The sequence below is a fragment of the Candidatus Delongbacteria bacterium genome (assembly GCA_041675285.1).
In the GTDB taxonomy this organism is placed as follows: Bacteria; CAIWAD01; CAIWAD01; order CAIWAD01; family CAIWAD01; genus CAIWAD01.
Map to the genome: position 1 here is coordinate 19,074 of JBAYTZ010000012.1, position 23,240 is coordinate 42,313.

The 23,240-nt window shown below is 68.5% G+C and carries 23 protein-coding genes; 10 read left to right on the top strand and 13 right to left on the bottom strand.

Going from position 1 to position 23,240, the window contains the following annotated elements:
• Positions 1 to 6: 6 nt before the first annotated feature.
• Both WC326_11835 and WC326_11840 read right to left on the bottom strand, forming a co-directional pair.
• Entirely contained in the window at positions 7 to 1,677 is a 1,671-nt protein-coding gene (locus tag WC326_11835; protein MFA7331750.1) for a DNA repair helicase XPB, read from the bottom strand.
• Positions 1,664 to 2,074, bottom strand: a complete 411-nt coding sequence (locus WC326_11840; GenBank protein ID MFA7331751.1) for a secondary thiamine-phosphate synthase enzyme YjbQ — start codon at positions 2,072 to 2,074, stop codon at positions 1,664 to 1,666. Before WC326_11840 ends, WC326_11835 begins: the two co-directional genes overlap by 14 nt.
• 70 nt (positions 2,075 to 2,144) lie before the next feature.
• Here WC326_11840 and WC326_11845 point away from each other — a divergent pair, with 70 nt between their 5' ends.
• From WC326_11845 to WC326_11875, 7 genes are all read left to right on the top strand, one after another.
• The gene (locus WC326_11845) at positions 2,145 to 2,561 is read left to right on the top strand and encodes a hypothetical protein (protein MFA7331752.1); all 417 of its coding nucleotides are present in this window, start codon (positions 2,145 to 2,147) and stop codon (positions 2,559 to 2,561) included.
• Positions 2,558 to 2,860, top strand: a complete 303-nt coding sequence (locus tag WC326_11850) for a hypothetical protein (protein ID MFA7331753.1) — start codon at positions 2,558 to 2,560, stop codon at positions 2,858 to 2,860. The genes WC326_11845 and WC326_11850 overlap by 4 nt, the downstream gene beginning before the upstream one ends.
• Entirely contained in the window at positions 2,853 to 4,616 is a 1,764-nt protein-coding gene (locus WC326_11855; protein ID MFA7331754.1) for an amidohydrolase family protein, read from the top strand. Before WC326_11850 ends, WC326_11855 begins: the two co-directional genes overlap by 8 nt.
• Positions 4,617 to 4,712: 96 nt before the next feature.
• Positions 4,713 to 6,602 carry a glutamate mutase L gene (locus WC326_11860; GenBank protein ID MFA7331755.1) on the top strand — a complete coding sequence of 630 codons (1,890 nt, stop codon included), beginning with the start codon at positions 4,713 to 4,715 and terminating at the stop codon, positions 6,600 to 6,602.
• 53 nt (positions 6,603 to 6,655) lie between these two features.
• The gene (locus WC326_11865) at positions 6,656 to 7,027 is read left to right on the top strand and encodes a VOC family protein (GenBank protein ID MFA7331756.1); all 372 of its coding nucleotides are present in this window, start codon (positions 6,656 to 6,658) and stop codon (positions 7,025 to 7,027) included.
• 103 nt (positions 7,028 to 7,130) lie between these two features.
• Positions 7,131 to 7,538 carry an HI0074 family nucleotidyltransferase substrate-binding subunit gene (locus tag WC326_11870; GenBank protein MFA7331757.1) on the top strand — a complete coding sequence of 136 codons (408 nt, stop codon included), beginning with the start codon at positions 7,131 to 7,133 and terminating at the stop codon, positions 7,536 to 7,538.
• Complete coding sequence (locus WC326_11875) at positions 7,531 to 7,860, top strand: nucleotidyltransferase domain-containing protein (GenBank protein ID MFA7331758.1); 330 nt, start codon at positions 7,531 to 7,533, stop codon at positions 7,858 to 7,860. The genes WC326_11870 and WC326_11875 overlap by 8 nt, the downstream gene beginning before the upstream one ends.
• A 36-nt stretch (positions 7,861 to 7,896) precedes the next feature.
• On the opposite strand, the gene WC326_11880 is transcribed toward WC326_11875, so the two are convergent.
• From WC326_11880 to WC326_11930, 11 genes are all read right to left on the bottom strand, one after another.
• Positions 7,897 to 8,361 (bottom strand): GNAT family N-acetyltransferase, encoded by a 465-nt coding sequence (locus WC326_11880; protein MFA7331759.1) that lies wholly within the window; start codon positions 8,359 to 8,361, stop codon positions 7,897 to 7,899.
• Between the two features lie 41 nt (positions 8,362 to 8,402).
• Positions 8,403 to 9,764 (bottom strand): PAS domain S-box protein, encoded by a 1,362-nt coding sequence (locus tag WC326_11885; protein MFA7331760.1) that lies wholly within the window; start codon positions 9,762 to 9,764, stop codon positions 8,403 to 8,405.
• Between the two features lie 152 nt (positions 9,765 to 9,916).
• Complete coding sequence (locus tag WC326_11890) at positions 9,917 to 11,704, bottom strand: PNGase F N-terminal domain-containing protein (protein ID MFA7331761.1); 1,788 nt, start codon at positions 11,702 to 11,704, stop codon at positions 9,917 to 9,919.
• Positions 11,705 to 11,738: 34 nt separating this feature from the next.
• The gene (locus WC326_11895) at positions 11,739 to 12,203 is read right to left on the bottom strand and encodes an SRPBCC family protein (GenBank protein ID MFA7331762.1); all 465 of its coding nucleotides are present in this window, start codon (positions 12,201 to 12,203) and stop codon (positions 11,739 to 11,741) included.
• Complete coding sequence (locus tag WC326_11900) at positions 12,200 to 12,823, bottom strand: RDD family protein (GenBank protein MFA7331763.1); 624 nt, start codon at positions 12,821 to 12,823, stop codon at positions 12,200 to 12,202. Before WC326_11900 ends, WC326_11895 begins: the two co-directional genes overlap by 4 nt.
• Before the next feature lie 60 nt (positions 12,824 to 12,883).
• Entirely contained in the window at positions 12,884 to 13,774 is an 891-nt protein-coding gene (locus tag WC326_11905) for a PhzF family phenazine biosynthesis protein (GenBank protein MFA7331764.1), read from the bottom strand.
• Positions 13,775 to 13,933: 159 nt separating this feature from the next.
• Positions 13,934 to 16,042, bottom strand: coding sequence for a hypothetical protein (locus WC326_11910; protein ID MFA7331765.1), 2,109 nt, complete (start codon positions 16,040 to 16,042; stop codon positions 13,934 to 13,936).
• Between the two features lie 465 nt (positions 16,043 to 16,507).
• On the bottom strand, positions 16,508 to 17,029 hold the full coding sequence (locus WC326_11915; protein ID MFA7331766.1) for a cytochrome c3 family protein: 522 nt from the start codon (positions 17,027 to 17,029) through the stop codon (positions 16,508 to 16,510).
• 109 nt (positions 17,030 to 17,138) lie between these two features.
• Positions 17,139 to 17,585 (bottom strand): SRPBCC family protein, encoded by a 447-nt coding sequence (locus WC326_11920; GenBank protein ID MFA7331767.1) that lies wholly within the window; start codon positions 17,583 to 17,585, stop codon positions 17,139 to 17,141.
• Positions 17,586 to 17,679: 94 nt separating this feature from the next.
• Positions 17,680 to 18,048: a hypothetical protein gene (locus WC326_11925; protein MFA7331768.1), complete on the bottom strand. Its 369-nt coding sequence runs from the start codon at positions 18,046 to 18,048 to the stop codon at positions 17,680 to 17,682.
• A 29-nt stretch (positions 18,049 to 18,077) separates the two neighbouring features.
• Complete coding sequence (locus WC326_11930) at positions 18,078 to 19,052, bottom strand: hypothetical protein (GenBank protein ID MFA7331769.1); 975 nt, start codon at positions 19,050 to 19,052, stop codon at positions 18,078 to 18,080.
• A 478-nt stretch (positions 19,053 to 19,530) separates the two neighbouring features.
• Here WC326_11930 and ettA point away from each other — a divergent pair, with 478 nt between their 5' ends.
• The 3 genes from ettA (at position 19,531) to WC326_11945 (ending at position 23,210) form a co-directional block, all read left to right on the top strand.
• Positions 19,531 to 21,198, top strand: coding sequence for an energy-dependent translational throttle protein EttA (ettA, locus tag WC326_11935; GenBank protein ID MFA7331770.1), 1,668 nt, complete (start codon positions 19,531 to 19,533; stop codon positions 21,196 to 21,198).
• A 70-nt stretch (positions 21,199 to 21,268) separates the two neighbouring features.
• Positions 21,269 to 22,387, top strand: coding sequence for a hypothetical protein (locus tag WC326_11940; GenBank protein ID MFA7331771.1), 1,119 nt, complete (start codon positions 21,269 to 21,271; stop codon positions 22,385 to 22,387).
• A gap of 16 nt (positions 22,388 to 22,403) precedes the next feature.
• Entirely contained in the window at positions 22,404 to 23,210 is an 807-nt protein-coding gene (locus WC326_11945; GenBank protein MFA7331772.1) for a hypothetical protein, read from the top strand.
• Positions 23,211 to 23,240: the final 30 nt, after the last annotated feature.

Sequence of the window (23,240 nt, forward strand, 5' to 3'; positions counted from 1 at the left end):
GCCCGGCTAGTCGAAGTTTCGAATCTCGTAGCGATAGCCCTGCTCCGTCAAAAAGAGTTGCCGGTTCATGGCGAACTCCTGGTCGATGGTGTCACGGGTGACCAGTGTGTAGAACCAGGCGTGGTTCTCGCCGCTCTTGGGCCGCAGGACGCGCCCCAGCCGCTGGGCCTCCTCCTGCCGGCTGCCGAAGGTCCCGGAGACTTGGATGGCCACATTGGCCTCGGGCAGGTCCACGGCGAAATTGGCCACCTTGGAGACCACCAGCACGCGCACGGCGCCGGTGCGGAAGCGTTCGTAGAGATCCTCGCGCACCTGGTTGCGCACGCTGCCCGTGATCAGCGGCGCATCCAGCAGCGCGGCGATGGTGTGCAACTGGTCCAGGAACTGCCCGATGATCAGCACGCGGTCGTTGGGGTGCAGCGCCAGCAGGTGTTCGATGACCTCGAGCTTGGCCGGGTTGCAGGAGGCAACCGTGTACTTGCGCCGCGTCTCGGCCAGGGCGTACTCCAGCCGCAGGTCGTTGTCCATGGCCAGCCGGTATTCGATGCAGCTGGCCTGAGCGATCCAGCCCTGGCGCTCCAACTCCTTCCAGGGGACGTCGATCTTCTTGGGCCCGATCAGGGAGAACACGTCGTCCTCCTTGCCGTCCTCGCGCACCAGCGTGGCGGTCAGGCCCAGCCGCCGCCGACTTTGGATCTCCGCCACCGCGCGGAAGACCGGCGCGGGCAGCAGGTGCACCTCGTCGTAGACGATCAGGCCCCAGTCCTGCTGGTTGAACAGGGCGAAGTGGGCGAAGGGGCTCTTCTTGTTCTTGCGCCAGGTGAGGATCTGGTAGGTGGCCAGGGTCACCGGCCGCACTTCCTTGAACTCGCCCGAATACTCGCCGATCTGGTCCTCAGGGATGTCGGTCTTGTCCAGGATCTCGTGTTTCCACTGCCGCAGCGCGGTGACGTTGGTGGTGAGCACCAGCGTGTGCATGCGCACCTTCTCCATCACGCCGATGCCGATCACGGTCTTGCCCGCGCCGCAGGGCAGCACCAGCACGCCCGAGCCGCCGCGCTTGTCGCCGCCGGCCCAGAACACCGAGATGGCGTCCTTCTGGTAGCGGCGCAGCTCGAAGTCCCGCCCGCTGCGGCACTGCTCGCGCCAGCCGATGGCCAGCGGCGCGCCGTTGGTGTAGCCGGCCAGGTCCTCCACCGGGAAGCCGATCTTGATCAGCGACTGCTTGAGGTGCCCGCGGTACTCCGGCCGCACCAGCACGCGCCGGGCGTCCAATTGCTGCCCCAGGTAGGGCACCACGGTCTTGTGGCGGGTCAGCTCCATCATCAGCAGCTCGTCGTCGGACTCCAGCAGGAGGCCCAGCACCTCGTCGCGCATCAGGCGCACGCGTCCGTAACGCGACACCGTCTCCCGGATGTCCTCCACCACGTTGGTGGGGACCTCGTACTTGGAGTAGCGGTTGAGGATGTTGATGATTTCCGCGGCGCCCATCCCGCTGGAGGCGGCGTTCCAGAGCGAGAGCGGCGTGATCCGGTAGGTGTGCAGGTGTTCGGGGGACTTGTCCAGCTCGGCGAAGCGGCCCAGATCGTCCCGGGCGTCCTCGAAGAGTGGATTGGCGGTCTCCAGAAAGACCGTCCGATCCGATTGGATGATAAGCGGATTGCTAGGGTTGTACACCAAGGCCTCCCGGGATCCAATCCACCCAGACCTGTCGCCGCCGGGGGCCGTCGAACTCGCAGAACCAGACGGACTGCCAGCATCCCAGCTTCAAGCGCCCGCCCCGCACCGGAACCAGCACCTGACACCCGCAGAGGCTGGCCTGCAGGTGGGCGGCGGAATTCCCTTCGGCGTGCCGGTACTCCGCATCCTGGGCCAGCCGATCCAGGCGCATCAGCAGGTCGCGCGGGACGTCCGGATCGCCGTTTTCGTTGAAGGTCACTCCGGCCGTGGTGTGGGGCACATGAACCAGGAGCAGGCCGTCCCGCCACCCCGCCCGCGCCAGGAGTTCCTCAAGCCGGGCGTCCAGCCGCAGGAATTCCGCGCGGTTTCGCGTGAAAATCTCTTCCTCGACCATGCAGAATTTCTTGATTAACGGTGTGAAGTCAATGTGGCAAATGCCCGTCGCTCATTTCCTATGTTGCAGCATGCTGGAACGCCCCCTCGACCTGGCCTGGAGCCACTGGCCGCCGCGCTCGCGTCCGCGGCAGTTCATCCTCTTGCTGGCCATTGTGATCCTTTCCGCCTCGCTGGTGTATTACTGGCTGGGCCTGAGCTGGGAGAGCAATGCGCTGGTAGTGGCCTTCATTTTCTCTCTGCGCAATCTTCTGTTTGCCCGTAGCGTCCTGCTCGCCGCGGACGGCCTGTCATTGTCCCACCCCCTCACGGGAGCGCGACGCTGGAAGTGGCCGGAAATCAGCGGCTTGGAGCTGAAGGACGAGTTGCTTTATCTGTCTTTAGTGAATAAACAACGAGTCGAATTACCGGCTCCTCCCGGCGCCCTCCACGCCAAGGTCCAGGAGTGGAGCCAATGGCTGACCCACCCGCAGCGCGCGGAGGAGTGAGCGACCGCCCGCAACCGGACCCTGGTTCGCAATTGAGCGCAGCGGAGTGTGAACTCGCGCGCTGGCTGGCCCGGGAATTGGTGGAGCGCCGGCTGGGCGCCCCGGCTCTCTTCCTGCTGGAGAGCCTGCGTCCGCTGAACTTCGTCATCAGCCAAGCCATGGCCTTTCTTTCGCCGATTATAAAAATCATTAGTGACCAATCGAAAATCGACCAATTCCAAGAACTGCTGGAAAAACGCGAGTCGATCCCGTACATTTGTAACGAGATTCACCAGCTTGAAGAGGTGCGCCGTGGCTGATGCATCCAAGAAGTCCCGACCCGTTGCCAAGCCATCCACTGCCAAGAGCAGCAAGCTGATCGCCGGCAAATCCGCCGGGACGGGGGCGAAGACGCCCCTGGCTCCGCCCCCCCGGTCTGCCGCCGGGGCCAAGGCGGCCAAACCCCTCGCCCGGCCCGTCGTCAAGGCGGCCTCCAAGCTGGCCGCCCGCCCGACACCCAAAGCCGCCGCCAAGCCCGCGCCCGCCTCTTTGCCCAAGTCCGTCGCGAAGGCGGCGCCCAAGCTCGCCTCCAAACCGGTGGCCAAGCCGCTGGCCAAGCCCGCGCCCAAGCCGCAGCCCGTCGTCGCCGCCAAGTCCGCGCCCAAACCCGCGCCCAAGACGGCCGCACCGGCCAAGTCCGCCGCCGTCTCCGTGCGGGAGATCAAGCCGCCGGCGGGCGCCAGCCTGCTCCTCCAGGGAGCCAACTGGGTGACCCTCAACATGGTGCGCGAAGTGCTGCAGGGCGACGTGCGCATCGAGCACGGCCGGATCACGGCCATCGGCGAACGCCTCAAGCCCCGCAAGGACGAACAGGTGGTGTCCGTCCACGGGCTGACGGCCTTCCCGGGTTTCGTCCAGCTGCACGTGCACCTCTGCCAGACCCTCTTCCGCCACATGGCCGAGGATCTGGCCCTGTTCGACTGGCTGCGCAATCGGATCTGGCCGCTGGAAGCCGCCCACAACCCGGCCTCCCTGGCGGCCTCCTCGCGGCTGGGCATCCTGGAGCTGCTGCTCTCCGGCACCACCACGGTCTTCACCATGGAGACCACGCACCACACGGAAACCGTCTTCCAGGAATTGATCGCCGGCGGCCAGCGCGCCTACTCCGGCAAGGCCATGATGGACAGCGGACGCGGCGTGCCGCCGGAACTGCGCGAAGACACCACGGCCTCGCTGGATCTGGCCCGCCGGCATCTGGCGGACTGGCACGGCAAGGGCCGCCTAAGCGTGACCCTCAACCCGCGCTTCGCCCCCAGCTGCAGCGCGGACCTGCTCAAGGGCGTGGCCGGGCTGGCCCGGGAGAGCGGCGCCTGGATCCACACCCACGTCGCCGAGACCCGGGACGAGGTCCAGCTGACCCGCGAAGTCTTCGGCCGCAACCCCGTGCAGCTCTACGAGGCCCTGGGCTACCTGGAAGGCAAGTTCCTGGGCGTCCACGCCGTGCACCTGACAGAAGCTGAGAAGCTGATCATCGCCGCCCACCGCAACGCCGTGCTGGCGCACTGCCCCAGCGCGAACCTGAAGCTGGGAAGCGGGATCGCCCCGCTTTCCGACCTGCTGGCGCGGGGCATCCGCGTGGGGCTGGGCGCCGACGGCGCCGCCTGCAACAACAACCTCAACATCCTGGAAGAGCTGCGCCTGGCCGGCCTGCTGCAGAAGGTCAGCCGCGGCGCGGCCACCTTAAGCGCCGAGACCCTGCTGGAGCTGGCCACCATCGACGCCGCGCGCGCCATCGGGCTGGAGGAGGAGATCGGCTCCATCGAGCCGGGCAAGAAGGCGGACCTGGTCTTCTTCGACCTGAACCACCCCAGCATCCAGCCGGCGGGCACGCCCGCCCAGCAACTGGTCTGGTCGGCCTCGTCCCGGGACCTGGTGCACACGCTGGTGGAAGGCGAATTCCTGGTCAAGGACCGCCGCGCCACCCGACTGGACCACGAAGAAGTGCTGAAGAACGCCAAGTTCGAGGCCCGCAAGCTGGTCGCCCGCGCCGGGCTGGAGGGCAAGGTCCGGCTGTAGCCGCCCGGCCCGGCCACGTCCTCCACGGACCTGTCTGGTCATGACACACCGATCAGGGGCAAGCGCGATCTTGCCCCTGATTTTTCAGGAGTCCCCATGAAGGAAATCCGCTCCATCCTGGCCACCGACTGCGGCAGCACCACCACCAAGTGCATCCTCATCGAGAAGATCGGCGACACCTACCGCCAGACCATCCGCGGCGAGGCGCCCACCACGGTGGAAGCGCCCTTCGAGGACGTGACCATGGGCGTGATCAACGCCGTCACCGAGGTGGAGGAGCTGTCGCGCCAGCGCCTGACGCTTTCCGACGGCGCCGTGCGCGAGGCCACACCCACGAGGCGTTTCCTGCGCCAGGTGGCCGGCCCGGACGGCGGCGAGCAGTGGGAGATCATCGTGCCCCAGGAGGGCGACGAGGGCGTGGACGCCTACATCTCCACCTCCAGCGCCGGCGGCGGCCTGCAGATGATGGTGGCCGGCGTGGTGGCCTCCATGACCGGCGAGTCCGCCCAGCGCGCGGCCCTGGGCGCCGGCGCCATCGTGATGGACGTGATCGCCTCCAACGACGGCCGCCTGCCCCACGAAAAGATCGACCGCATCCGCCGGCTGCGGCCGGACATGATCCTCTTGGCCGGCGGCACCGACGGCGGCAGCAAGCTGCCCCTCGACCTGGCGGAGCTGATCGCCGCCGCCAAGCCCCGCCCGCGCCTGGGCCAGGGCTTCAATCTGCCCATCATCTACGCCGGCAACAACGCGCTGAAAGTCGAGATCCACGAGATCCTGGCCCCCGTCAGCGCATTGACCGAAGTGGACAACCTGCGCCCCGTGCTGGAGCGCGAGAACCTGAACCCGGCGCGGGACAAGATCCACGACCTGTTCATGGAGCACGTGATGCAGCAGGCCCCCGGCTACGACAAGCTGATGGGCTTCTGCCGCTACTGGGACGACAGCCCGACAGGTGGCGGACCCGTCCAGGTGCCCATCATGCCCACGCCCGGCGCCGTGGGCAAGATCATCGAGAAGGTGGCCGAGATCCAGGGCATCAACGTGGTGGGCGTGGACATCGGCGGCGCCACCACCGACGTCTTCTCCGTCTTCGGCGGCGTGTTCAACCGCACCGTGAGCGCCAACCTGGGCATGAGCTACAGCGTCAGCAATGTGCTGGCGGAGGCCGGCCTGGAGAACATCCAGCGCTGGGTGCCCTTCCCGCTGGATCCGGGCGAGCTGCGCAACCGCATCGGCAACAAGATGATCCGCCCCACCACGATCCCCCAGACCATGGAGGACCTGCTGATCGAACAGGCCATCGCCCGCGAGGCGCTGCGCCTGTCCTTCGTCCAGCACAAGGAGTTCGCCGTGGAGCTGAAGGGCGTGCAGCAGGAGCGCACCATCAGCGACGCCTTCGACCAGGACTCGGGCAGCCGCACGCTGGTGAAAATGATGGAGCTGGACCTGCTGGTGGGCTCGGGCGGCGTGCTCTCCCACGCGCCGCGCCGCGTGCAGGGCGCCTGGATGCTGGTGGACAGCTTCCTGCCCGAGGGCTTCACGCGCCTGGCCGTGGACTCGATCTTCATGATGCCCCAGCTGGGCGTGCTGGCCAGTTTCCACGAGACCGCCGCCACCCAGGTCTTCGACAAGGATTGCCTGATCTACCTGGGCACCTGCGTGGCCCCGCTGGGCCGCGTCAAGAACCCGGGCAAGCCCTGTCTGCGGATGACGGGCGAGCTGCCCTCCGGCCCCGTGGACGTGCAGATCCCCCAGGACGAGCTGCGCCTGTTTCCGCTAGGTCCCGGCGAGGAGGCGGCCCTGCATTTCCAGCCGGAAAAAGGCTTCGACCTGGGCGCCGGTCCGGGCAAGGAGATCCGCCGGGTGGTGCTGGGCGGCGTGGCCGGCCTGATCATCGACACGCGCGGCCGACCCTTCAGCCTGGCCGCCGACACGCCGGGCCGGCTGGAGAAGCTGGCGCGCTGGGACATCACCAAGAAATAGGGCGACCCCAGAACCATGACAGTCGGCAGTTCATGACTGCAGAAAGCGACCCCATGCAGCTCGGAGCCTTTTCCATCAGCCTGGCCGTCAAGAACCTCGCAGCCTCACGGGCCTTCTACGAAGCGCTGGGCTTCTCGGCCTTCGGTGGTGACCCTGCGCAGAATTGGCTGATCCTCAAACAGGGCAGCACGGTGATCGGACTCTTCCAGGGCATGTTCGACCAGAACATGCTCACCTTCAATCCCGGCTGGGATTCGGACGCGCAACCGCTGCAGGACTTCAGCGACGTCCGCGAGATCCAGAAGCATTTGCAGGTCCTGGGCATCGTGCCGACCCAGGCGGTGGACGAAGCCGGCCAGGGCCCGGGCTACTTGATGCTGCTGGATCCGGATGGCAACCCGGTGCTAATCGACCAGCACGTCTGAGGCGACCCGCGCGGCCGGCCCTTCAGCCTGGCCGCCGACACGCCGGGCCAGCTGGAGAAGGCGCGCTGGGACATCACCAAACCCGCCTGATTGGAGCCGGAGCATGCCACTCGATCTGCAGCCACTGGGACTTGCCGTCGAGATGCTCAAACAGGCCGTGCTGCTCTACGACTCACATCACGGGCCTGAGGCCGAGCGATTGTTGCTGCGCGACGGCCTGATCCAGCGCTTCGAATACGTCTACGAATTGTGCTGGAAGTACATCCAGCGCTGGGTGGGTCAGAACATCAATGCCGAGTCCGCCGTCCCCACATGGTCGCGCAAGGAGTTGTTCCGCCTGGCCGCCGAGCGCGGCCTCTTGGTTGATCCCGCCGAGTGGTTCACCTTCACCGAAGCACGAAATCTCTCGGCCCACACCTACAATCCCGCCAACGCCGACACGGCCCTGCAGGCCGCCCGGCTGATGGCCACGCGCGCCGAACAGCTCCTGGAGCGACTTCAGCATGACTGAGCCCGGGCTCGAATTGCCGGCGGCATGGCGGGACCAGGTCCTTGGAATCCTGGCCGCTCAATGTCCGGAGCTGGAGGTTTGGTGTCACGGCAGTCGCGTGCAAGGCCGCGCCCGGGAATGGTCGGACCTGGATTTGGTGTTGGTATCTGATCAGCCGATCAACCCGGCACACCTGAACGCCCTGCGCGAGGCCTTTGCCTGCTCGAATCTGCCCATCCGCATTGATGTCGCCGACTTGCGCGCGCTGCCGATCACTCTGCAGCAAGGCGTCCGGGAGGCACACGTCGTACTTTGGAACCCCCGCTCCGGCAACCCCTTTTGACGGACAGCGGACTGTGCGCCGCGTCCAGGGCCTTCATCAAAGGTTCAGGCTCATCTCCGATGTCGGCGCGAAGCCCAGTTGCTCGTACAAGGGCCGGCCGTCGGGGCTGGCGTGGAGAAAGAGGCGCGGCATGCCCCGGGCCCGGCTCCAGGCGATCATGGTTTCCAGCAGCTGGCGGGCCAGGCCACGCCGGCGGTGCTCCGGCTCCGTGTACATGTTGACCACCCAGCCCCGGCGCGGATCCGGGAAGGTGGGGCCGGGCAGGACGTCCAGCAGGATGATCCCGCCGCCGGCCACCACCCGGCCGTCCGCCGCCTCCACCAGCCAGCCCAGGTAGGTCCCTTCCGCCAAGCGGCGACGCAGCAGCCCGGCCGCGCTTGCGCGCATGGCCGCCAGGCCGGCCGCATCCGTCCGCCCCATGTCCTCGAACATCCGCTGCCGGTGATGCACCAGGATCTCCAGGTCCGCCGGTGTCGCCGCCCGGATGTGATACGCGTCCATTCGACCACCTTGTCGATGGGTTTCGATGCGCCGGGGCGCCGTCACTCGGTCGGCCCGCCGGATTCTCCCAACCCATGGTGCACGTACAAGGTCTCCACGCAGTCCGGGCAGAGGCCATGGCTGAAGTTGGCCTCCGTGCGCTGGCTGATGTAGGCCTCCACCTGTTGCCAGTAACCCCGGTCGTCGCGGATCTTCTTGCACTTGGCGCAGATGGGCACGATGCCCTTGAGGGTCTTGATCTGGTCCATGGCGGAGCGCAGTTCCACGATCACGCGCTCGCGCTCCTCCGCCGCCCGTCGGCGCTCCGAGATGTCCACCATGACGGTGAGGAAATAGTGCTGCCCCTGGCTCTCCACCAGGTCGCCCGCGAACAGGCCGGCGTGGAGCTGCCCGGCCTTGTCCCGCACGCTAAGCTCCACCTCCTCGACCTTGCCGTAGGTGCGGACCATCTCCGCCACCCGGGCCTGTTGCTCCGGGTCGGGAAAGAGCTCCAATTCGCGGCTGGTCCGGCCCAGCAGCTCCTCCCGGGAGTAGCCCAGCGCCTTGACGAAGGACTCGTTGATGTCGACGAACTGCAGCGTCTGGGCATCGTTGATCGCCATCAGCGCGGGGTTCCGGCGAAACAGCGTTTCGAATCTCTGCTGGGACTCCTGCTCCTTGCTCAGGTCCTTGCAGAGACCGAAGCGGCAAGGCTGGCCGTTCCAGGTGCCGGTCCAGAGCCGGGTTTCCACGGGGATCAGCCCGCCCTGGCGGCTGCGGAGCGGGAAGCGGCAACTCGAGCGCGTGCCGGCGACCAGCTCCTCCAGGCTGCGCGCGGCCTCCGGCTGATCCCAGGCCGGATGCAGCTCCACCAAGGTCATGGCCCGCAGGACCTCGTCCGCGTAGTCCAGCTTGCGGATGGCGGCCGGGTTGGCGTAGAGGATGCGCTCTTCGGCGCCGCTGATCAGCACCAGGTCGTCGAGGGTCTCCACCAGGGCGCGGAAGTTGGCCTCGCTCTGGGCCAGCCGCTCCTCTGCGGCCCGGCGCCGGGTGATGTCCTGGCCCGAACAGATGATGTGGGAGACCGTGCCGGCGGCCGAGATGGACGGCGTCTTGGCGATCTCCAGCAACCGCAGTTCGCCCCGGGCATCCGTCACCCATTCCTCCACCTCCACCGGAGCGCGGGTCTCCAGCACCATCCGGTTGGAGCGGCGGCAGACCTCGGCCACGGCGGGTGGAAAGATCTCCTCCAGCCGGCGGCCCTCCAGCTCCTCCTTGTCGCGCCCCAGGAAGCGGGCGTGGGCTTGGTTGACCAGACCGTAGGTGTCCTCGTCCGTCAAGTACCAGGTCTGGACGGCCATGTGGTCCATCATCACGGTCAGCTGGTCCAGGATGCGTTGCAGGCGGGTGGGGTCGTCGCTCATTTCGATCTCGACACTGGGGGGAGAATGCGGGTTGCCGAACCTGTTTTACAACAAGTTGCGGAAGTGGGGGCGGCTGCGGAACGGGTTCAGAACTCCACCGGCAGGCCCGGCGCGACCGGCGGTGGGGACCGTTGGCGGAGGGGTGGCCGCGCTCAGGGACGGGTGCCCGGCCGGCTGCCCAGCAGCGTGCCCGAGACGTTCCAGGCGCTGAAGCTGCCGCCCTCGGGCGCACCCTGGGGAATGGCCACTTCCAGGCGGTGCGGGCCGGGCGCCAGCTCGGGCAGCCGGATGGTCAGCGGTTCCGCCGCCGCGCCCGGACACCAGCCCGAGCGGCTCAGGTCCGAGGACGAGACGCCGTTCCAGAAGTTGCCCGAGGCCGGATTGAGGTGGCGCAGGCCGGCGCAGTCGCTGCGCCAGGGCGTGACCGTGGCCAGCTCGCGGCCATCCAGCAGGATCCGGTTGGGCTTGGGGTTGAACTCGTCGCCGCCGCCCCAGCCGCCGTGGCCCGTGCTCGTGTAGCGCAGGCGCACGTCCGTCAGGCCGGCGGGCAGCTCGAAGTCCACGCGCAAGGTGTCCTGTTCGAAGAGGCGCCCGTACTCCTGGCCGGCCATCTCCAGCACGTTCAGCGTGTTGAAAAGCGGCAGGCACCAGCCGTCGCCGGGGGCTTCGGGCTGCACGGTGCGCTCGCCGGGATGGTGGCGCAGGGTCAGGCTCAGCTCGTGGCCGCCGGCGTCGTAGTTGCCCACGAAGGCGCCGATCCACACCGGCCCCTCCAGCGCGGGCAGGAGTTCGCTCAGCTCCAGCCGGTAGACGGCGGAATCCGCCCAGACCTGTCCCTTCACCTGGACCTGCTCGTTGTAGTGCCCGACCCCGAAGGGCGTGATGAAGCGCACGAGCTCCAGCGGCGGCAGGTAGTCCGGCGTGGCCGTCAGGCCGCGATAGTCGCGCCCGTCGCGGGTCGTCAGCCGCGGCAGCGCGCCGACGCCGCGCTCCAGAGCGTCCAGCAGGCTCCCGCCGCGCTCTTCAGTCACGAGGAAGAGCGAGCCCGTGCGATCGTAGGCGTCGCCCCGGCTGCGCTCCACCAGCTCGGCGAAGAGCTGGCCCGGCGCCAGGCGCGGCAGCGTGAGCTTGCGCAGCAGCAGGGTGCCCGCGGCGAAACGCAGCACGGCGCTGCTGTCGGCCGCTCGGGCGGCGCGCAGGGCCAGCCGCATGGCGGCGGTGTCCACGGCGGCCGGGTTGAAACAGACTTGTTCGCGCTGGAAGACGGGCAGCGTGGTGACCCAGCCCGCCGTGACCCGAGCCCGGTACTCGGCCGCGTCCACGGCCTCGCCGGGATCCGCCGGCCACAGGTCCGTTTGGTGCGGCAATTCCTCCAGGCTGGCGGCGACGAACTCCAGCTCGCCGTTGACCAGAATGCGCAACACCAGTCCGTCGGGGTCCAGCAGGGAGAGCCGCGGCCCGCCCCGCAGACCGGCGGCGACGGTGGACCACAGCTCGATGCGGTTGGAGTAGAGCGTGGCCGTCCACTTGCGGCAGGGCAGGCCCAGGATCTCCGCCGTCTCGGCCGTCGCCTCCAGCGCGGGCAGCGCGGCGAACTCCGCCAGCGTGTGACAGCGCCGACCCTCCCGGTCCACCAATAGCTGCAGCGTGCGGCCGGCCGCGAAGTCCTGGTAGCCGGTCTCGCGCGGCGCGCCGGGAATCCACTCGCCGGCCGGCAGCTGGCGCACCCGGGCGCCCCGCGCGTCGCAGTCCAGCTGGATGACGCCTTCCTCCGGCGCCGCCTGGCCGCTGTGGCGGATTTCATACTCGATCCGGGCGGCGGGCAGAGTGCCGGCGCGCGCCAGGTCCGTGGTTCCGGCCAGCAGGAGCAGGGCCTGCAGGAGCAGGGCCTGCACAAGCAGGGTCGGCAGGGGTGCGAGGCCGTGCGAGAAAATTCTCATAAGGGCTCCTTGCGGTTCGGCGGCGCGGGCCGGTTCAGGCGTCGTCCGCCTGCAGCAGCGCCGCCAGCCGGTCCAGGTTCTGCTCGTTGGCGGCCAGGATGAACTGCCGGATTCCGGCCAGATCCTTGGCGGACTCGAAGCGCATGGTCCAGACCAGTTCGGTGCCCGCCGGTAGCGGGCTCAGCCGCAGCTCCAGCTCGAAGCGGTGGCGCGGCCGCAGGTGGCGCAGCAGGATCCGCCGGGGCCGCTCCAGCTCGACGAACTCCGTCTCGTTGGGATAGGCTATCCCGTCGGGGCCGTGCATGGTGTAGCGCCAGCGGCCGCCCGGGCGCGGATCGAAGTCGTGGAAGGTGTTGCGGAAGCCGGCCGGTCCCCACCAGGCTGCCAGCTGCAGCGGGTCGATCACCGCCTCGTAGACGCGCTCCGGCGCGGCGTCCAGGCGGCGGACATGGACGACCTCGCGCTCCGGGTCCGGCGCGGGCGTGGCGCTGTGTGTCACACCGAATCCCTTTCCGTGGCTGGAGGAAGCTGGGCGGGCGCCGGCTCCAGGGTAGACGCCGTGGTTTCCGGCTCGGCCGCGGGAGCGGGCGCGCCGTCAGCCACCGGCACAAGCGCCGCGGGAGCCTCCACGCGGATCACGATGGTCTCCGCGATCCGGTCGTGGACGGTCTGCCGATTGGGGTGGATGTAATACTGGGCGAACCCGAAGCCACCCTCCAGCACCGAGGCCGCGTAACCCAGGGAGCGCTCGACGGAGTGCCAGAGCGTCAGCCGTTCGTGGACCAGGGACTCCACCCGGATTCCCAGCCATTTCTTTCCTGGGGTCTGACCCCGCCCCCACCACGTCAGCAGGCCGAAGTACAGGGGCAGACTCAGCAGCGGCCAGCCGTGGAAGGGATCGATGTCCATCGTGAAGTCCATGTTGACCTGGCCGTCACCCGAGCCGTGCAGGGCGCCAGGCAACAAGCAGAGGCCCAGGCCCAGCGAGAGGAGCCCGAAATCCACCAGGAAGGCCAGGGCCCGGCGGCGGAACGAGGCGAAGCGCGCGCCCGCCAGGGCCTGTTGCCGACCCAGGCCGATGGGTTCGAAGTGCGCGCGGCGCGGAGTGCGAAGCTTCATGGCGCTCAATCCCGGCTTGGTGTGATACAGGCGCGGCGGGCCCAAGTGGGCGCGGCGCGCTTAAGCCAGCAGGTACTCGCCGCGGAGGCGGGTCACGGCACCGCCGCCAAAGGAGAGGTCCCAGCCGTCGTCCGCGCGCCGGGCTTTCAGGCGCACGCGGTTGGCGTGGTTGCGCCGGCCGTTCTGCTCCAGGACCAGCGGCGCGCCGTCCCACTCTCCGCTCAGCAGCAGGTGGTGCCCCAGCGCGGCGCTACCGGAGCCGGTGGCCGGATCCTCGAGGTAGCCGAAGGTCGGGGCGAAGACCCGGGTGCGGAAGGCGTGCGACGGATCGACGGTTTCCCGGCAGTGGACCAGCACGATGTCCAGTCCTTGTTCCTGGCAAAAGGCCCGTAGCACGGCATAGTCCGGCGCCAGGGCCAGCAGCGCCTCCAGGCCCGCCAGCGGCACCAGCAGCGTCTCCAGTCCGGCGTTGACCACGGCCGGGGGACGCGTGCTGTCCAGCGCGGCGGTGGGTAGTCCCAAGGCCTCCGCCAGCAACCCGGCCGGAGGCGCGCTGGCGGCGACGCGCGGCGCCGGAGCCGTGATGTAGACCGCGTCCTCCGCCGCCACTTGGTTTTCCACCGCCAGGACGCCCTTGCGCGTGACGATCTCCACGACGGGCCGGGCGCGCCAGCCCGCGTTCGTGGCGAGCAAGTCGTGCAGGGCGGCGATGGTGGCGTGGCCGCAGAACTCCACCTCGCGCTCGGCGGAAAAGAAGCGCAGCGCCAGGCGCTCGCCCTGCGGTGCCAGGAAGGCCACCTCGTTGACGTAGCCCTGCAGCTCGGCCGCCAGACGGAGCATGTCCGACGCGCTCAGCTCATCGATGGCGGCCAGCCGCACCACGCCCGCCGGATTGCCCGCCGAGGTGCTGGTTGCGAAGGCATCGACTTTGCGAAAGGGAAACGCGCGCACGGCTCACTCCTGCTGTGACCGCTGACGGGACAGGGGAATCCAGACTCCGTGGCGGCCGGCGGAGCGGACAACAAGCATCCGCACAATCGGCGCCGGGGTTCCCGTCACGTTGGACACTCATGAATGTGGCAAACAGGGGACCTCGCGCCAGAGCAGGGCTTACTCAAACACTTGCACCACGCGATAGGTGCTCTGCGGCCAGCCGGGTTCCACCTCGACGGTGGTCTGGCGGGTGGTGAGCAGACTCTCCCAGGGTCCCGCGGACACCCCGCGCTGCTCCACGCGGAAGAAGCCCGGGGCAGGGTGGCGCGACCAGCTCAGCCGCAGGCGGTGGTCCGGCAGCCGCTCCACGTGCAGCTCCGGCGAGAAGGCCGGATCGGGCGCCAGGGTGTTGCGCAGGATGGTCAGACCGCGGGCCTCCGCAGGCAGGAAAACCAGGCTGTTCGCACTGGCCACGTGTCCCGGCCAGCCGCCGGGCTCCACGGCCAAGGTTTGGACCCACTCCGGCACCCCCGCGCCGCCCAGGGCGAACACGCTCAGCTCGCGAGCCGCCGGGCCGCCCCCCACTAGGTGCGCGCCACACACCGCCAGGCTCCGCAACGCGCCCCGCAGGGTCAAGCTGCCCAGGATCTGGGGCTGCTCCGGCCGCCGCAGGTCGATCCATTGCAGGCTGTGTTCGACGATGGCGTTGGGCCCCACAGACACGTAGGCCAGACTGTCCCGCACGGCCAGGGAGTAGGACCACCACTCCGGCCAGTCCAGCTGGCCCCGGATGACCGGGTTGTCGGGGTCGGCCAGATCCACCGTGAGCAGCTGCGCGGGCTGGTTGGTGCGCACGATCGCCAGGCGGCCGAGCATTTCAACCTGTTTGACGTTCTGCAGCGCCACAGTAGAGCGCAATCGCGGCTGGTTTTCATCGGCAAGATCCCAGACCTGCAGGCTTTCGCCGTTGGTGTTCCGCGACAGGCAAACCAGGCCCCCGCCCGCCACCGCGTCCATGGAACCGGGCAGCTCGGCCACGTCGGTCAGGCGGCCATCCGCGGCCACCTGGAAGATCCAGGTCGCCACATCGCTGCAGACCGCCAGGGTCGCGCTGTCCAGGAAGGCCACGTTCTTGGCCTGGGTGTTCCAGCTGTCGCCGATGAAGACGCTGTCCACGGGCGTGGGCGCGGCCGGATCGGACACATCCAGCAAGAGGACGCGCTCCGACTGGGCCAGGCAGGCCCAGCGGCCGGACGCGGCGCTGGCGATTCCAATCCCGGGAAACGACAACCCGCCCGCCAGGACTGGAGCCTCCGGCTGGGCGAGATCCACCACGTCCAGCCCGCTGCCCACCACGACGGACAACAGGTCGCCGTCCAAGGCCGCTGCGCTGATCATGCCGGACAGCGCGAGGTCCCCCGCGTGGGCGGGTTGGGCGGGGTTGTGGAAATCCAGGACGGAGAGAACGCGGTCCCCGCAGGTGGCGTAGGCCCAAGGCGGCGCCAACCCCAGCACGCCGCCGAAGTAGCAACCCTGTAGGAGACCCAATCGCGCGGGGGCCGCCGGATCGCTGATGTCCACGGCCTGGAAACCGTGCTCCTCTTCCCAGAAGACGTAGGAGGAGACCAACAGGTCGCCGGCCACGGCGAAGGGCAGCCGCGGATCCAGCACCAGGTCGATGGTGGAAAGTTGGACCGGCGCCGCCGGGTCGTCGAGTCCATAAAGAACGAACTGGTCGCCGCTGCCCGCCACGAGACCCCGCGGCGACAATACAAGGCGCCCGGGTTCCCAGAGGGTTTGCTCGTGGATCAGCAAGGGCTGTTGCGGCTCACGCAAGTCCACCACGGCCAGCTCGCCCACCCAACGCTCCGTTTGGACTCCCAGATAGAGCAGCGAATCCGCCAGGGCCATCCCCGTGACCGGGCCGGCCAGATCCAGCAGCGCCAGCAGGGTCGGCGCCGCCAGACTGGTCAGGTCCACGATCGCCAGCTGTCCTTGGTCACTCGCCAGCGCACCCAGCGGGCCGCCGTCCCAGGCGACGTGACGCGGGGCGAAGGGAAGCCTCAGTCGTCCAAGCCGCTGCGGCGCAGCGGGATTCGCCAGGGCGTAACAGTCCAACCCCGCCCCGGTGCCCACCAGGGTGTTGCCGCCGTGCGCGGCCACACACAGGGCCGGGCCCTGGATCCACGAACCAGCGGGCACCAGCACGTCCTGCTGGGCGGACAACGACGTGGCCGTCAACAGGGCAACCAGCCCGGCGATCAAGACCTGAGATTGACGCGACATACTGGCTCCAATCACCAATGGCGGACGCACCGATCCTGTGGCGCGGAGAGCGCGGGCGAAACGACGAACGCTGGAAACATGGTTGTCCGTACGGCGCGGGGCAAGGATGAAGTGGAGGTGGAGCGGTTAACGCCGGGTGCCGCCTGGTCCTTGTATCACGATCCGCCCCGCCGGCATCCCTCCAGCAGCGGAGTGACGGGGCGGGGCGGACGGCTGGTCGGCGGCAAGGACTACTTCTTCGGCTCTTTGGCCTTGGTGTCCTTCTTGGGCTTCTTGGTCTCTTTCTTGGGGGGATTGGCGCCCTTTGCCATGGGGTCCTCCTGGTCTGACAAATGGAAGTGCCTCGGCGTCGGAGGGCGATGCCGCATCACGCGGCCCGCGTCGACGGCGGGAAAGGTCGTTCACCTGCGGCGTGTTCGCCAGCCATGGACGCCCGACGGCACCCGGGCGGGCGTCAATGCGTCGCTATTCTTCCGGACCCGTGGGAATGCGCCACTGGCCCGTGGCCGCGTCCAGCTTGTGGCAGGAGGAGCAGGCCCCGCCCATCTGGGAGGCGAAGGGATTGTCCTCACCGCCCGTCAGGTGGATGGCGTGCATCAGGCGCGTGAAGGGCGGCGCCATCTCCGAATCGCGGCGGTGGCAGTTCAGACACTTGCCCGGCACGTTGGCCGCCACGTTCACCTTGGGGTGCCGCCCCTGCAGCGTTGCGCCCGCCGGAGCCGCCGCCTGGGCCTTGGCCAGCAGGTCCGGCCGCACACTCTCGCCGAAGCCGGCCATCAGGGTGCTGAGCCGCTGGTCCATCTTCAGGTCGACATAGTTGCGGTGGCAGTCCACGCAGCCGTTGGGCTGGCGATCCTCCGCCGCGATGCCCGGCAGCGGGGCCACGAGCGGCGAAGACGCCGCGGGCGCTTCGCCTTGTGCGAACATCCGGCCCGCGACCAGCAACAGACCCAGCGCGGCGATGGTCGGCAAATGACGTGTTGTCATGCGGTGCTCCTCCTGTTGGTGCGCCACCGTCCGCTTGAGGTGCGGGTTCCGTAACGGCGGCGCGCCACAAGAGAGGGAATCGTCGGCTGGCTGGCAAGTGGGCCGCGGCTTAGGCCGGGATCTCCGCCTCCACCAGCAGCGCCAGCAGGGCCAGGGATTCCTGCCAGCCCAGGTGGCAGGCCTCGGCGGGAACCACCTCCGGCACGCCGACCTGGGTGATGGTCAGGTCCGTGCCGCAGGAGACGGTCTTGAACTCCACCGTGACCACCATTTCGCCGGGCAGATTGGAGTCGTCGAAGGCGTCCGTGTGGACGATGCGCTCGCCCGGAACCAGCTCCAGGTAGCGTCCGCCGAAGGAGTGGCTGCCGCCGCTGCAGAAGTTGGTGAACGAGATGCGGTAGCCGCCGCCCACGCGGGCGTCCTGCTCGTGGACGGTGGCCGTGAAGCCGTTGGGCGACATCCACTTGACCAGCGCGGCGGGGTCCAGGAAAGCCCGATAGACGCGCTCCGCCGGCGCCCGCAGCACGCGGTGATAAGTGAGGGTGTGTCCGGCCATGGCGCTTCCCTTCGGGTTGGAGAGGTTTGTTTGTGGCGCCTAATTTGGGTTCTGGTTGGCTGATACGCCAGCAACCATCGCGGGCGGTGCGAGATCAGGTCCGTTCGAAGGGCAGCAGATCCGCCTTGTGCCCGCAATACAGGCAGGTTCCGGTAGTCTTCTGCAGGGTCTTGCCGCAGGCCGGACAGTTGCGGATCGCCTCCTTGACCGCCTTGCCGTCCGGCCGTCCCGCTTCGGCCTCGATCTCCTTGAGTTGCGCGAGCAGGTCGGCATCCGTGAGGTCGTGGTGGCGCTTGATGAAGTCCCACAAGGCTTGACTGGTCATCAGCAGCATGGCCACGCGGCGCTCCAGGGTCTCGACGCGCTCGTCCAGGTCGCCGGCCAGTTCGCGCGCCCGATCGGCTTTATGCTCGGCCCCCCGGATGCGGATGTTCTGGAAGATGTCGTAGAGGTCGAAAAACATCGGCGGCTCCAGGCTGGTGGTTCATCACGTCAGGGGGAGACGGGCGCGGCCGGACGGCGCAGGGCCAGGATCCAGGCCGCCCACAGGAAGGGCTGGGCGCACAGCAGGATCCAGGCGCCAACGGAAACCACCTCGGGATTCCACAAGGGCGAGGCTGGCAGGGGCGAATGGATCCGCTCGAGGATCAGCGGTTTGACGGCCTCCAGTGCCAGCGCCACCAACCCATAAATCAGCAGCACGGGCACGGCTGTCAGGACCGGGCGCCGCCACCGTCCGCGCGGCCCGGCCACCAGCGCCATGCCCGCCAGCAGCGGCGCGCCCAGCACTAGCACGGCGACCGGGTTCGCGTCGATCAGGGTCGCCAAGGTCATGCGCAGCGGGGCCTCCGCCGTGCCCATGGACCACACGAGGAAGAGCGGCGCGGCCAGGCCGGCGACGAGAATGGACAGCCCCACCCACGCCAGTCCTTCCGGGCGGACGCGCGTGCCCGCGGGTGTCCGGGTCGTGCCCGTGCCACCCAGGCCGGCGCGGAACAGCGCGCGCCCCGCCAGCCAGGTCAGCAGGGGCAGGGTGAGGGCTTGCATGACGAGGTCCGCGGCGATGCTGAAGCGGCCCACGGCAGGCAGGGAGGACCACTGGGGAAGATAGATGTGCACAAGTGGGTGCATGGCCAGCAGCAGGGCGGTGGCGAGGCTGGCGAAGGCCAGCCCGCGCCGGGGCGCCAGCACCGAGAGGGTTAGCGCGACGGGCAGAAAGGCCAGAGTCAGGCCCATGCCCCCGTTCAGCTGGCGCCAGGTCACCCAGCGCCAGAGTTTAGCCGCACCAGCCAACCAGAAGTCCGGGGGTCGCGTCGGCAACCAGCCCAGTCCCAGCCCCACCCGCATCACGATCTCCAGCAACATCCAGAGCAGCAGGGCCGGCAGTACCACGCGCCACAGACCGCTCCCCAGGCGGCGGGCCAGCCGGGTCAGACGAGTGAGTCCGGGCGTCGCCACGTGTTCCATGCCACCTCCAGGACGCTGCTCCGCCGAGCGGGAAGAGTTGAGTGACCGCTGGAAGGAGGCAATCCCGCCGCTTGGCGACAACGGAAATCATGAATACACTGGGGCGGCAACTTTCATCCTTAGGGCCTGACACCTCAAGGGCCGGCCTTCCCAAAGGCCTGTCATCCCAGCGTAAGCTGGGATCCTGTCGCCCGTCCCCACGTGAAGAGTCGCCCCCTTCCCAACCGGATTCCCACGGCCCCAAACGCCGCGAGGCGTTGGGCTGATTGAATCAGCCCGGCGCTTCGCTGCGCCGGGGACATAATCGCTCGTCGGCAATGTGGAGACGGTTGCCGCTGGGCATCGGCCATGGGATCCCGTCCCGGCGCTGGTGCGCCGGGCGCTTTCGCTGGGATGACAGGCAATGGTGGGCTGGCCATGTGACAGTTAGGGGCGCCGCCCTTCGTACCTTGAGGGCAATTCACAACCAGAGGGCTACATGAGCGACCAGAAGGTCATCTTTTCCATGATCGGCGTGGGCAAGGTCCTGCGCGACACCAAGCGCCAGATCCTGCGCGACATCTACCTCGGCTTCTACTACGGCGCCAAAATCGGCGTGCTGGGCCTGAACGGCTCGGGCAAGAGCACGCTGCTCAAGATCATCGCCGGGCTGGACACGGACATCGTGGGCGAGATCGTCGCCCAGAAGGGCCTGCGCTTCGGCTACCTGCCCCAGGAGCCGCAGCTCGAGCCCGGCCGCACCGTGCGCGAGACCGTCACCGAGGGCGCGGGCGAGGCCGCGCAGCTGCTGGCCGAGTTCAACGCCATCAGCGAGCAGTTCGCCGACCCGGACGCCGACTTCGACAAGCTGATAGCCCGCCAGGGCGTGCTGCAGGAGAAGATCGACCACCTGGGCGCCTGGGACCTGGACTCCAAGCTCGAGCAGGCCATGGACGCGCTGCGCTGCCCGGATCCGGAGACGCTGGTGGACGTGCTCTCCGGCGGCGAGAAGCGCCGCGTGGCCCTCTGCCGCCTGCTGCTCTCCGCGCCGGACGTGCTGCTCCTGGACGAGCCCACCAACCACCTGGACGCCGAGTCCGTCGCCTGGCTGGAGCAGTATCTGGCGCGCTATCCGGGCACCGTACTGGCCGTGACCCACGACCGCTACTTCCTGGACAACGTGGCCGGCTGGATCCTCGAACTGGACCGCGGCCACGGCATTCCCTTCGAGGGCAACTACAGCAGCTGGCTGGAGCAGAAGTCGGCGCGCCTGGCGGCCGAGGAGAAGCAGGAGAGCAAGCGCCGCAAGGCCCTGGAACACGAGCTGGAGTGGGTGCGCCAGAGCCCCAAGGCCCGTCACGACAAGAGCAAGGCGCGCATCGCGCGCTTCGAGGAGATGTCCGCCCAGCAGACCGAGAAGGTCCAGGACGACCTGGAGATCTTCATCCCGGCCAACCAGCGCCTGGGCGGGGTGGTCATCGAGGCCAAGGGCCTGGGCAAGGGCTACGACGGCCGCCTGCTCTTCGACAACCTGACCTTCAGCCTGCCGCCCGGCGGCATCGTGGGCGTCATCGGCGCCAACGGCGCAGGCAAGACCACGCTCTTCCGCCTGATCACCGGGCAGGAGACGCCGGACTCGGGCGAGATTCGCGTGGGCGAGACCGTGACGCTGGGCTACGTGGACCAGAGCCGGCCCATGAACCCCGAGGACAGCATCTACACGGTGATTTCCGGCGGCCAGGAGACGCTGACCATCGGCAACCGCGAGCTCAACGCCCGGGCCTGGGTGGGGCGCTTCAACTTCAGCGGGCAGGACCAGCAGAAGCCCGTGGGCCTCCTCTCCGGCGGCGAGCGCGGCCGCGTGCACCTGGCGCGCACCCTGCGCGAGGGCGCCAACGTCCTCTTGCTGGACGAGCCCACCAACGACCTGGACGTGAACACGCTGCGCGCGTTGGAGGAGGGCCTGCTGAACTTCGCCGGCTGCGCGGTGGTGATCAGCCACGACCGCTGGTTCCTGGACCGCATCGCCAGCCACATCCTGGCCTTCGAGGGCGACAGCCAGGTGGTGTTCTTCGAAGGCAACTTCAGCGACTACGAGAAGAACCGCAAGGAACGCGGACTGGAGGCCGGCCCGCACCGGATCAAGTACCGCCAGCTGACGAGGTAGGCCCGCTCCGCAAGCGGGCGACTCCTTGCGGTTTGCCACCTTCGCCGGCAGCGATCAAACCCGAGGCTCCATGGCAACCTCCTTCACTCCCGGCCTGCGCGTGGCGCGCGGCACCGTCGTCATCAAGGAGCGCCGCCTCCCCCTGCTGGGCGAGGTGACGGTCCAGGTGGGCCAGCGGGTCACCTTCGATCAAGTGGTGGCGCGCACGGACCTGCCCGGCGACATCTATCCGGTCCAGGTGGCCCACGCCCTGGGCGTGGAGCCCGGCGAACTGCGCGACGCCATGTTGAAAAAGGAAAAGGACCCGGTGGCCAAGGGCGAGACCCTGGCCCTGACGCGCTCCTTCTTCGGGATGTTCAAATCCACCTGCGAGAGCCCCATCGACGGCACCGTGGAGTCCATCTCCCTGCGCACCGGCCAGGTGATCCTCCAGCGGCCGCCGGTGCCCGTGGAGGTGAACGCCTTCATGGACGGCGAGGTGATCGCCGTGCACGAGCGCGAGGGCGTCACCATCCGCACCCAGGGCGCCTACATCCAGGGCATCTTCGGCGTGGGCGGCGAGGCCTGGGGTCCGCTGGAACGCGCCACGGCGGGGCCGGCGGAATTGCTCACCGTGGCCCACCTCAAACCCGAGCAGCGCGGCAAGCTGCTGGTGGGCGGCGCGGGGGTCACGCTGGAGGCGCTGCTCAAGGCCCGCGAGCTGGGCGTCAGCGGGATCATCGCCGGCGGCTTCGACAAGGGCGACCTGACCGAGCTGCTGGGCTTCGAACTGGGCGTGGCGATCACGGGCAACGAGGAGATCGGGATCACGCTGATCCTCACCGAGGGCTACGGCGAGATTCCCATGACCCAGCGCACCTGGGACCTCTTGGGCGAGCTGCAGGGCCGGCACGCCTCCGTCAATGGCGCCACCCAGATCCGCGCCGGTGTGATCCGGCCGGAGATCGTGGTTCCGCTGCCTGAGAAGGCGCTGGTGGAGGAATCGCGTCACACGGGCGCGTTGGAGATCGGCAGCGAGGTGCGGATCATCCGCCAGCCCTGGTTCGGGCGCAAAGGCCGGGTCAGCGCGCTGCCTCCGGAGCTCACCGTGGTGGAGAGCGGCGCCCACGTGCGCGTGCTGGAGGTGGAGACGGAGGGCGGCGAGCGTGTCACGCTGCCCCGGGCCAACATCGAGCTGATTGAGAAATAAGCTGAGGACTCACCAGATGAAGCGCTTGGCGTTCGGACTGGCCGGCCTGGCCCTGCTCGCGGGCAGCGCCGCGGCCCAGAACATGAAAACCCTGCCCATCAACCAGCTGATCGACAACCCCACCGGAGGCATCCTGCAGAAGGGTGACTTCAGTTTCGACATGAATCTCTACGCGGAGGGCGGCGTGCTGCTGGCCTTCGGCGTCGGCCTGCTGGACCGCCTCAACATGGGCGCTTCCTTCGGCGGCACGCGGATCATCAGCGACCAGAACCCGGACTGGAACGGCCGCCCCGAACTGGCGCTCAAGTACCGGCTCTTCGACGAGACCGTCTCCTGGCCCGCCCTGGTGCTGGGCTATTCCGGCCAGGGCCACGGCCGCTGGCTGAAGGACGCGCCCGCCGATCCGGACGATCCCACCCGCACGGTGGACCGCTACGAGATCAAGGCCAAGGGCTTCTACGCGGCGGCGGGGAAGAACTACCTGGTGGGCAACATGGGGCTGATGGGCCTGCACCTGGGCGCCAACGTCAATCCCATGGAGAACGACGACGACGCCGGCCTGAACATGTGGTTCGGAGTGGACAAGTCCATCAACGACGAAATCATGGCGGTGGCGGAGTACGACTTCGCCTGGGATGACATCCGCACGGGCCTGTCCAAGAACAAGGGCTTCCTCAATCTGGGCGCGCGCTGGACCTTCGCCGAGCGCCTGTCGCTGGAAATGGATTTCCGCGATGTGCTCACCAACCGCCGGGATCTGACCGGCCGCCCGGTGGACAGCGTCAGCCGCGAGTTGCGCATCACCTACATGGAAAGTTTCTGATCCTTCCGCGCGCCGGGATCCTGGCTCGCG

Coding starts and splice junctions, on each gene's coding strand:
- WC326_11840 (MFA7331751.1), bottom strand. CDS start 2,074: ATGGTCGAGGAAGAGATTTTCACGCGAAACCGCGCGGAATTCCTGCGG.
- WC326_11845 (MFA7331752.1), top strand. CDS start 2,145: ATGCTGGAACGCCCCCTCGACCTGGCCTGGAGCCACTGGCCGCCGCGC.
- WC326_11860 (MFA7331755.1), top strand. CDS start 4,713: ATGAAGGAAATCCGCTCCATCCTGGCCACCGACTGCGGCAGCACCACC.
- WC326_11865 (MFA7331756.1), top strand. CDS start 6,656: ATGCAGCTCGGAGCCTTTTCCATCAGCCTGGCCGTCAAGAACCTCGCA.
- WC326_11870 (MFA7331757.1), top strand. CDS start 7,131: ATGCCACTCGATCTGCAGCCACTGGGACTTGCCGTCGAGATGCTCAAA.
- WC326_11875 (MFA7331758.1), top strand. CDS start 7,531: ATGACTGAGCCCGGGCTCGAATTGCCGGCGGCATGGCGGGACCAGGTC.
- WC326_11880 (MFA7331759.1), bottom strand. CDS start 8,361: ATGGACGCGTATCACATCCGGGCGGCGACACCGGCGGACCTGGAGATC.
- WC326_11885 (MFA7331760.1), bottom strand. CDS start 9,764: ATGAGCGACGACCCCACCCGCCTGCAACGCATCCTGGACCAGCTGACC.
- WC326_11890 (MFA7331761.1), bottom strand. CDS start 11,704: ATGAGAATTTTCTCGCACGGCCTCGCACCCCTGCCGACCCTGCTTGTG.
- WC326_11900 (MFA7331763.1), bottom strand. CDS start 12,823: ATGAAGCTTCGCACTCCGCGCCGCGCGCACTTCGAACCCATCGGCCTG.
- WC326_11910 (MFA7331765.1), bottom strand. CDS start 16,042: ATGTCGCGTCAATCTCAGGTCTTGATCGCCGGGCTGGTTGCCCTGTTG.
- WC326_11915 (MFA7331766.1), bottom strand. CDS start 17,029: ATGACAACACGTCATTTGCCGACCATCGCCGCGCTGGGTCTGTTGCTG.
- WC326_11920 (MFA7331767.1), bottom strand. CDS start 17,585: ATGGCCGGACACACCCTCACTTATCACCGCGTGCTGCGGGCGCCGGCG.
- WC326_11925 (MFA7331768.1), bottom strand. CDS start 18,048: ATGTTTTTCGACCTCTACGACATCTTCCAGAACATCCGCATCCGGGGG.
- WC326_11930 (MFA7331769.1), bottom strand. CDS start 19,052: ATGGAACACGTGGCGACGCCCGGACTCACTCGTCTGACCCGGCTGGCC.
- ettA (MFA7331770.1), top strand. CDS start 19,531: ATGAGCGACCAGAAGGTCATCTTTTCCATGATCGGCGTGGGCAAGGTC.
- WC326_11940 (MFA7331771.1), top strand. CDS start 21,269: ATGGCAACCTCCTTCACTCCCGGCCTGCGCGTGGCGCGCGGCACCGTC.
- WC326_11945 (MFA7331772.1), top strand. CDS start 22,404: ATGAAGCGCTTGGCGTTCGGACTGGCCGGCCTGGCCCTGCTCGCGGGC.